At 53.4% G+C, this 7,861-nt stretch carries 7 protein-coding genes; 2 read left to right on the top strand and 5 right to left on the bottom strand.

What is annotated here, in order from left to right; all coding sequences use genetic code 11:
- The first annotated feature begins 370 nt into the window (after positions 1 to 370).
- Complete coding sequence (locus tag CA13_RS16935) at positions 371 to 1,570, top strand: serine hydrolase domain-containing protein (RefSeq protein ID WP_146398570.1); 1,200 nt, start codon at positions 371 to 373, stop codon at positions 1,568 to 1,570.
- 123 nt (positions 1,571 to 1,693) lie between these two features.
- Here the strand turns inward: CA13_RS16935 and CA13_RS16930 are convergent, their stop codons facing one another.
- The 5 genes from CA13_RS16930 to CA13_RS16910 form a co-directional block, all read right to left on the bottom strand.
- Positions 1,694 to 2,392 carry a hypothetical protein gene (locus CA13_RS16930; RefSeq protein WP_146398568.1) on the bottom strand — a complete coding sequence of 233 codons (699 nt, stop codon included), beginning with the start codon at positions 2,390 to 2,392 and terminating at the stop codon, positions 1,694 to 1,696.
- Positions 2,393 to 2,713: 321 nt separating this feature from the next.
- On the bottom strand, positions 2,714 to 3,379 hold the full coding sequence (locus CA13_RS16925; RefSeq protein WP_146398566.1) for a hypothetical protein: 666 nt from the start codon (positions 3,377 to 3,379) through the stop codon (positions 2,714 to 2,716).
- Positions 3,380 to 3,442: 63 nt separating this feature from the next.
- A complete protein-coding gene (locus CA13_RS16920; protein ID WP_146398564.1) occupies positions 3,443 to 3,940 on the bottom strand; it encodes a hypothetical protein in 498 nt (165 codons plus the stop codon).
- Positions 3,941 to 4,037: 97 nt separating this feature from the next.
- Entirely contained in the window at positions 4,038 to 6,311 is a 2,274-nt protein-coding gene (locus CA13_RS16915) for a serine/threonine protein kinase (protein WP_146398562.1), read from the bottom strand.
- Positions 6,308 to 6,955 carry an RNA polymerase sigma factor gene (locus CA13_RS16910; protein WP_419194472.1) on the bottom strand — a complete coding sequence of 216 codons (648 nt, stop codon included), beginning with the start codon at positions 6,953 to 6,955 and terminating at the stop codon, positions 6,308 to 6,310. The genes CA13_RS16915 and CA13_RS16910 overlap by 4 nt, the downstream gene beginning before the upstream one ends.
- Before the next feature lie 248 nt (positions 6,956 to 7,203).
- Between CA13_RS16910 and CA13_RS16905 the strand changes: the two genes are divergently transcribed.
- Positions 7,204 to 7,689 carry a PDZ domain-containing protein gene (locus CA13_RS16905; protein WP_146398559.1) on the top strand — a complete coding sequence of 162 codons (486 nt, stop codon included), beginning with the start codon at positions 7,204 to 7,206 and terminating at the stop codon, positions 7,687 to 7,689.
- The last annotated feature ends 172 nt before the right edge of the window (positions 7,690 to 7,861 follow it).

Genomic DNA, 7,861 nt, shown 5'->3' with positions numbered 1-7,861 from the left:
TGGACTGTCTCGTCGAAGTGTGCTGCTACGCGAGTCGCTCTTTTTCTACATGTCATAAAGAAGTCTGCGTAGCAATCCGGCTGTAATGTTCACCCCCCCATATGTTCCCCGTCTGGTGGGGTAATTGCAAGCGAAAACTAGCCTTATTTGCCTGGGTCAGAGTACCTTACACTTACTAGTGAACAAATGAGTCCTTCTGGTTTGCCCATCGACTACGTGGGTGACCGCCAACGTCTTTGTGGTCCGTTCTAGATAAGTCGAGGATGGGAATCGCTGGTCGCTATACTGTTTTGCAGACTGTTGGAGAATGTCGATGCCTTTCCTGTCAGTCTTTTTCTGACTCTGGATCTTTTTTAAAGGACAACTAACCATGACTCACATTCGATCGAGTGCAATTTGCGCATTGGCATTCGGGTGCCTTGTCCCGTTTATCGCATCTGCTCAGGAGGCTGCCCCGAAAAAGACAGCTCCTACCGTCGCGGCCATTGATAAGGCGATGGAAGCGTATGTGGAGTCAGGCGAGATTTCAGGAGCGGTAACGCTGGTCGGGCACGACGGAAAGATCGCTCACTACGGTGCGGTCGGCCTTGCCGATATCGACGCTGATAAGCCCATGGTGAGATTTTCGCTATTTTCGATTGCCTCGATGACCAAACCGATCGTTGCTACTGCGGTGATGATGCTTCAAGAGGAAGGCAAGCTGAGTGTCGACGACAAAGTCAGCCAGTACATTCCTGCGTTTGCCACGGCGAAATTGAAAAACGGTGAATCACCGAGTCGCGAAATCACGATTCGAGATCTTCTGACACATACGTCGGGACTGGCGGGCGATCAAGTCTTTGCGGGTTCTCTGAAAGACGCAGTAGACGAAATCGCGATGCGACCGCGTGCTTTCGATCCAGGCACTATGTGGAAATATAGCCCTGGATTGAACGTGGCGGGGCGAATCGTTGAAATCGTTTCGGATCAACCACTCGATGCGTTTTTGAACGAACGGATCTTTGAGCCCCTAGGGATGAAAAACACGACGTTCTTTCCGGATGCAAAACGACAAATGCGAGTGGCAACACTTTATGGTCCCGGGGAGTCATCGTTGACACCAGTCAATAACCGCATCACGGAGCATTCAGCCGACGCGAGTGAGGGTAAAACGCAAGGCCCGAACCCATCGGGCGGATTGTTTTCGGCCGGTCGCGATATGTTTCTGTTTTATCAGATGGTTCTCAATGGCGGTCAATTTCGTGGGACACGATATTTGTCGAAAGATTCAGTCGAGCAAATGACGTCTTTGCAAACCGAGGAGCTTGTAACCGGCTTTACGCCAGGCAACGGTTGGGGCTTGGGATGGTGTATTGTTCGTGAACCCCAAGGAGTTTCGGAAACACTATCGCCTGGGACTTTCGGACATGGTGGAGCGTTTGGAACACAGGGTTGGGTCGACCCAAAAACAAAAACGGTCTACGTGCTAATGATCCAGCGTACCGGTTTACCCAACAGCGACGATTCGGACATCCGAGCGGCTTTTCAAACGGCCGCGAACGAATCACTCGGAATCCAACCGACCAAATAGCTTGTCGGAACTCGACGATTCGAGTTGATCTAGCTTTCACATCCCAACGAAAAAAACGCAGGCCCGTCTTAAGCTGGGCCTGCGTTCATTGAATCGCGGTGGAAAGTGGCTTGCAGCACTTTTTTAGGGAGCGAAGTGGTAGGCATTGGAGATGCTTTGGCCACCGAACATTGCACCACTGTTTGCCGTGGCTCCTGAGTTATGGAAACCGCCGACGCCAACGCTGTAGGCTCCGCTGTTGCTGATTGCTTGGCCGCCGAAGATGGCGGTCGAATTGGCACTGCCGTTGGCGATGCCGACACCGTAATCAACTGCACTGATCGCGGTATTGTTTGCTACAGCACGACCGCCGAAGTATCCACGTGCGGTTGCTGATCCGTTGGCTGCCGAGAAGCCTCCCGTGGTGAACGCACCGCTCATGCTGTTGGCATTGGCGTTACCGTAAGCTCGAGCCGAGTCGTTGGCGATGGCTACGCCGTAGTTCGATGCGGCAACGGCGTTGCTGTTACTGCGAGCGTTCCATCCGTTCGCGACACTATTGCCACGAGCGACCGCAATACCACCGTTACTGGCCGCGATTGCATTGCCGGTTGCTCGGCCACCGTTAAATCCTGAGCCGGTCATTCGAGCGTCTGCGTAACCGCCATTGGAAGCGGCGGCGCGGGCATTCAAGCGTACATTGCCTGAGCCGGATGCGGATGATCGTGCGACGCCGCCCGTCGAGAAACTGCTAGAGGATACTTGTGCCGATGCGTCCGATGCGACGAGTGATACGGCGAGTACGGCTGCGGCAAAACTGAACAAGGATGTGAAGCGTTTCATGGTCTTGTCTCCGAAAAGTATCTTGCGGGTTCATTCGCAAGAAGCGATGTGATTAGGGCCGAATCAAACATCGATGCCGGCCAACGATTAACTGGGCGAGAGCGAGCAGAGAAAGGGGACACGAAATGTTGAAAGTTTTTTTTGCTTGTCGTTTTCAGAACACAACGAAATGAAAGCGAAACCCGATGCAAACGAAAAAACCCAGCTCCCGTGCTGCCAAAGCAGACGTAAACTGGGTTTTCAGTGGGACGGTGGTATTGTGGGTGCGTGGGCTTGGGACGCGAACGTGCCCGATTTCTAGCGATCGAATTGCTAATTGGGCTAATAGCCAACTTGGCGACGCAGTTGTTCGCCTATTTTGGTCGGAAGTTCATCGATTTGACGATCAATTTCGTCGCGATTGCCTTGCATATCAATCTGTTGCGAGCCGCTTTGAGTCTCGAGGGTCGCTCGAATCCGAATTTGGCCATTGATGTTGCTGACCGATACCGAATCGAAATTGATAGGCGATGCATTCGTTGACAAATTTATGTTCGCCGATTGCAGCCCTTTTTCGGTCAATAGGCGAATTTGACAACCGTCGCTTAACGGTGGTACATCATCAAGTCGACGCAAATCCTGGTCGTCGATCGAAAGCAGTACCATGCCCGAACGAATTCCGGCTTGGTGTGCTGGTGACCGATCCGCAACATCGACGACCAATAGACCGGCTCCGTCGGCGAGCAATTTGTGGCAATTGGCAAGCAAATTTGGGACGGGCATTAAACGTAAACCCCACTTTTGGACAGGATTGAGTGCGAGGTGATCAAATGTATGCATCAAACCTGCAGCGTCATCGATTCCAGAGGGAATCGGCATTGTGGCCATCGTGTGACGGCGAATGGCGTCGACGTCGACACGGCCATGGGAATCAAACAACGATTGTTGAGCCGAGCAAGTCGATAAGGTAGTGATCGCGACGAAGGCGAATGTAGCTAAACGGAACATGGCTTGGTTTCCTGTGAGAAGAGTGAGCGTGATCGAAATAGGGTTCGGTGAAGCGAATGGTCCTTACCAGCGGCGGAAAAGACGCGTCCGAGCACCCGTGTAGGCTCTGGTTTGGTTGCCGAATCCAGTGACATTGCTGCCACCCGAAACACCACCAAAGATTTGCCGGGTGTTACCGCCAGCGATGATTCGCGAGTTTCCGCCGGTGGACTGAACGCCACCGTGGCTGACATGCGTGCCGTTTCGCCCGATCGACATATTGAAGTTGTGTCCGACGCCGACGCCACCACTGTTGACGCCGATCGAATGGGACAATGCCAATCCGTTCGGTCCAGCACCGATCGCCAACCCGCGTCCCATGCTGCCACCGGGTCCGACCCGTGAATCGGTGTCAGTATGCATCCAAGCACCACCCGCGGTGGCATTGGAACCAGCAAAACCAGGTCCGACATCGACAATTGTCCCAGCGCTTTGGGCTTGTGCGGTCACAGTCACGAGACATGCGGCCATCGAAGCTAAGACCAAAGTACGGACATTTTGAAGAAGGTTTGTGTGAAGCATCGTTTTGTTCCTGCAAAAGAGAGTTGTAAGGGGTTAACTCTTTTGCAGGGCGGAACCGACCACTCCGAGGGGACAAGGAAAATCGCAAATAGTTTTTTTATTTCGTTTCCGTGACCACAACAATCCATCCGGTATCGGCGACATCGGCCGCTCGACCCTTGATCATGATCGGTTCCATTGCAACCAGTGTCGGTGTGAAATGAATCGGATCGTCAATCAAAAGCACCGTTTCCTGCGGCGAAAGCGATGCGACCCTATCGGTTTGACGAGCCCGTTTTTTCCGCAGTTCCAACGATCGTCCCACCAACTCCTCGCTTAGACGGGGAGGCTCGACGTCCTCGCTGCGTTGGCCTAAATCGGGATGCTGAAGCAGCAAACCCCGCTGTTTGGCGAACGGATCCGGACGCGTATCGATCAACCACGTATTTTCGTCCATCGCAAAATCGCCTAATTCCACCGACATTCCCATCACACCGATGCGTTCACGTGAATATGCTTCCACTTCCGCGTCATAAATCGGCACGGAGAACGAGACTTTCAAGGTCCTCGTGTTTGTACTTTCGTAGACCGCCGACATGTGAACGACCTTGTCGACAAGCGGTTTGGGCAAATCGGCATCCTTGCTAATGGATCCCAAATTCAAATCGTAGCCACGGCCGTGGAAATAGTCGCGATGTCGATAATTTCGCCCGATGCTGTCGCCTGGCAGCACGCGGGCTAGCTGAGTGCCGTCGATGCTTTGGACGAACCACGAATCCGATTTCACTGATCGTTGGCTGTTGATGTAACGAGCTTGCAACCAATTTTGTAGTTCGCTTCTGGCCGGATCGAGCGAACTGAGTAGAAGTGCACCTTCGTCACGCTCGGGATCAACCGGTGCCGTGGAAACGTTGGCATTCAAGTCGGTGATTAATTTGCGAAGGATCGGCGATGCTGCTTCGGCTTCCAACACACGCCACCGTAGGTCGATCTCATTGCCAAGGGATTTAGCTAAGAACTTTGCGCTTGTCGCCATCGACTCACGTCGGAGCCGCTCCGCGTTGGCTCGCTCGTCCGACGCTTGGATTTGTGCTGCTTGAGCATCTTTGCGAAGCAAGGTTTCTCGCGTTGCATACGCCCCCAAGGTCAAGAACGCAAAACCGGCTAAAACCGAGCCAATTAGCAGTGCGATGATCGCCGTTTGTGTCGCCGAGCGATGATGGCGCGCGACTCGCATCGCTTTTCCAAGCCACGATTCCCGGTATGCAGAGACCGGCTCATCGGCCAAGAACGCTTCCACATCCTCGGCCATTTGCAAAGCGGTTGCGTAGCGATCCGACGGTTTCAGCGACAAGGCCTTGTGAGTGATCGCTGCCAATGGGGGTGGGACGTTCGGGCGGATTTCATCGACCGGCGTGATTCGTCCATCGATCACACGCTGCTTGACTTCGACGAGCGAATTGCCATCGACGGGCGTTTTACCAGACAAGATTTTGTAAAGCGTGGCACCGAGACTGTAGATGTCGCTGGCGGGTGTTGGAGCCAAATTCGATGCCTGCTCGGGGCTCATATAAACCGGTGTCCCCGCGCCTTGTCCGGACGTGCTGCTCTCGCCTGTGAGAGCGGGCATCAGTGTCTTTTCGCCGCTTTGACGAAACGGTTCGTCCCGAACCACAGGAATTGCTAATCCCCAATCGACGACAATGGTTTCGCCGTATTTTCCCAACATCACATTGGCTGGCTTGATGTCGCGATGCACGATCCCACGGTTATGGGCGTAGGCAATGGTTTGGCAAACAGATAAAAAATGGTTTAGCAATTGCCGATATCGACGATCGTTTTCGAGTCGGTTGATTTTTGATTCAGCCGGTCGCTCATGCAATGACTTGACCAGCTCATCCATCGATTGACCATCGATGAACCGCATTGCGTAAAATGGATCGCCATCATCGGTTTGCCCAATACCATACAGCGGGATCACACCGGGATGTTCAAGCCGCGCGGTGACTTCGGCTTCGAGCAAAAATCGTTCGCGGCACAGCGGATCGGTGGCCAGATGGGGATGCAGAAATTTGACGGCCACACAACGATGGACGGCTGCATCTTCGCCAACGTACACCGCACCTAAACCGCCACGTTGCAAAAAATCCAGCTCTTCGATCGAAGATTGGATAAGTAGCTTTGCATCCTTTCGACTCAGGGATTCGATCCCTTTGCCGATGCGGCCATCGATTTCCTGCAGTCTTGCAATCCGTGATCGAACGGCATCAAGCAAATCGGGGTGCGACTCACAAAGAGCTTCAATCGAAATCGGTTGGCCTGCTTCGTTTGCTTCTTCCCAGCGGTCGAGCAGGTCTTCGATCACGGTAACCGTCTTTGCATCCACATTCATCCGATCGCGATACTTTGTCGAGTCGAATCGTTCAAGCGATCATGTAACATTAGCCGAGCTGATCGCCAAAGCCGCTTCACGCTGCGCGTCGAAACGCCCAGCAATTCGGCTACTTCTTCTTGCTTAAGTTCATGATACCACAGCAGCTCGAACACTTCTCGTTCTCGATCGGGCAATTGGCCGACACACTCGTGGAAATCACTCCAGGCTTCCAATTCCGAGGGGTTTCCGGTGGCATCGCCGGGATCGAATGCCGCAGCACGATCTTGGTCACCATCGGCATCGCGAGGCTGGGTCGCGTGATGGGCTCCTTGGCCCTGTGGGCCGCGATAGTGGCGACATAAGTCGATCAATTCACGACGAATTTGTAGTGCGGCCAACCGGAAAAAGTGGCGAGTGTCTTCAATTTTTGTTGACGACATCGCTTGGTAAAGACGCATCGAAGCATTTTGAAACACATCCTCGGTTTGTTCCCAACGTCCCACGCCACGAAAATCACGCTTCATCTTGGCGGTCAAACGCATTAACCGATCTTGGGTCAAATTCAGTAGCTCGCCCCGGACTGCGGTATCACCTTCGCGAAGCATTTCGAGGCATCGCTCCACTGTCATCGTTTGTTCACCTAAACGCGATTTTTCGGACATGGTATCTCGCCTCATTCAATCAAAGTAGGACGCGGAGAAACATCGGGACAGGCTTCCCCACCAGACGCTAATGGTAACACTCGTTCCCCCCGGTTGGCTATCAGAAAAACGAGGATTGGTTGGTCAATTTCTTTTTTTTCAAATTTCTGTGTCCCTTTGTATCGGTTGTCTTCGCTGGTGTTGATTGTTCCCTCGAGCATTCCGCTCTCAACCCATTTCACTCATCCCCACGTCAAGGAATCCTAACGATGAAAACGGCAAACACCCTCGCTGCCCTGCTTGCTACCCTGATCACTGTTTCCGCGGCATCCGCACAAAACCGCATTCAAGTTGTCCCTATGCCCATCGGTCCTCCGACCCAGCCGACCTCGAGTTACTTCTTAGGCGTTTACACATCGACGGTGGTCTTACCAAATTCGGGCGTTGGGCCTGTTGCAGCGATTGAAACTCGCGTCATTCCGTATCCTGGCCCCGGACCTCAGCAGCAATACGGCCAACGCGTCAACAGCGTCGTCCCTGGTTCACCTGCCCAACAAATCGGCTTAGAACCTGGCGATATTCTCGTCACCGCCAACTCGATCCCACTGACATGCCAAGGTGAGTTACTACGAGCAATCAATCGTAGCGGAGGCCAATTGCAAATGACGGTGGTCAATGTGCGAACCGGCCAACCGCAACACCTAACCGCTTACCCACGATACCAAGGCGGCCCCGTCGCGATGAACCGCCGATAAGCGAATTGCCATCGTCGCTCGGTGGTAATCCACCGAGATAGTTATCACTCAGGGTGACGGACCGCAGTGAAGTGTCGTACGACCTGATCAAACAACAAACTCTTTAGACCTCTTCAGTAGCCAGCCTCCGCATGGGGAGGCTGGCTTTTTTTCGTTTCCTACCGTCGCGGTC

It is taken from the genome of Novipirellula herctigrandis (assembly GCA_007859835.1).
In the GTDB taxonomy this organism is placed as follows: Bacteria; Planctomycetota; Planctomycetia; order Pirellulales; family Pirellulaceae; genus Novipirellula_A; species Novipirellula_A herctigrandis.
This window is presented reverse-complemented; position numbering and strand designations above follow the sequence as displayed.